General features: G+C 69.6%; 1 protein-coding gene. It reads left to right on the forward strand.

Features of this window, described 5'->3' with window-relative positions; genetic code table 11:
* Positions 1-118 precede the first annotated feature (118 nt).
* Positions 119-1,435: an ISL3 family transposase gene (locus ACLQ2T_RS29210; protein WP_425769569.1), complete on the forward strand. Its 1,317-nt coding sequence runs from the start codon at positions 119-121 to the stop codon at positions 1,433-1,435.
* Positions 1,436-1,447 lie beyond the last annotated feature (12 nt).

Here is a 1,447-nt window from a genome sequence, read left to right on the forward strand (position 1 = left end):
GGCTCTTCGAACTTGAGCGGGGTTCGCGGCTGAGTCGACCCGGGAGTGAAGGGCTCGCAGCCCGTCGGTGATCATCTGAGTGTCTAGTTCGGATGGTCACAAGTGAAGAGCTGCGAGCATGGTCAACGATACGACCCGGCTGCTGGGCCTGGACGGCCTGGTCGCTGAGCGGGTCGAGTTGGACGTCACCGGTGTTCCGGTGGTGGACCTGTCCACCGGCTGTGAGCAGGCCCGATGCTGCCCGCAGTGCGGACAACGTGCGCTGAAGGTGAAGCAGTGGACCACAACCCGGCCGAGGGACCTGCCAGTTGGAGGCCGGACGGTCCAGCTGCGTTGGCGCAAACGTCGCTGGTACTGCCCGACGCCAGGCTGCCCGCGTAAGTCGTTCACTGAGCAGGTCGCCCAGGTACCCGCCCGGTCGAGGTTGACCGGCCGGCTGCGGCAGGCGGCCGGGGCGGCGGTCGCCGACGCGGGTCGCACGATCGTGCAGGCCGCCCGGGACCACGGCATCTCCTGGCCGGTCGTCGCTGCCGCGTTCAGCGCCCACGCGAGCGCGGTGTTGCCAGCCGAGCCGGAGCCGGTCGCGGTGCTGGGCATCGACGAGGTGCGCCGCGGCAAGCCGCACTGGATCTGGGACGCCCAGGCCGGTTCGTGGACCGTGACGGCGGACCGCTGGCACGTCGGCTTCTGCGATCTGTCCGGTGGCCAGGGGCTTCTCGCGCAGGTCGAAGGCCGTACCACGGCGGCGGTGACCGGTTGGCTGACCGCCCGCCCCCCGGCCTGGCGTGAGCAGGTCCAGGCGGTGGCGATCGACATGTGCACCGTGTTCAAGTCCGCGATCCGGCAGGTACTGCCGCACGCGGTGCTGGTCGTCGATCACTTCCACGTCGTGCAACTGGCCAACCGGGCGGTCACCGAGGTCCGCCGCCGCATGACCCTGACCCAGCGGGGCCGCCGCGGCCGTGCAAGTGATCCGGAATGGCGGATGCGTAACCGGCTGACCCGCTCGGCCGCCCGCATGAGCGGCAAGCACGTCGACCGCCTCGTCGACACCCTCGATGCCCTCCCGGCGGCGATCGGCGCTCCGATCCTGGCCGCATGGAACGCGAAAGAAGACCTGCTCGACCTGCTCGCGGTCGCCCGCACCCAGCCGAACAGGGAACACGTCCACCGGCTGCTGGACCGCTTCTACACCCGCTGCGCCGCCTCTGACCTGCCCGAACTCCACCGACTCGCCACCACCATCGAGACCTGGTGGCCGCAGATCCACGCCTTCCTGACCACCGGAATCACCAACGCCGGCTCCGAAGGCACCAACCGGGTGATCAAAACCATCGCCCGCGACGCCTACGGCTTCCGCAACCCCGAAAACCAACGCCTACGCACCCGCACCGCCACCACCCGACGCCACCGCGGACACCTCAACCCCGCTTAAGTTCGAAGAGCC

It is taken from the genome of Micromonospora sp. DT229, assembly GCF_049844505.1.
Classification (GTDB): domain Bacteria; phylum Actinomycetota; class Actinomycetes; order Mycobacteriales; family Micromonosporaceae; genus Micromonospora.

Coding starts and splice junctions, on each gene's coding strand:
- ACLQ2T_RS29210 (WP_425769569.1), top strand. CDS start 119: ATGGTCAACGATACGACCCGGCTGCTGGGCCTGGACGGCCTGGTCGCT.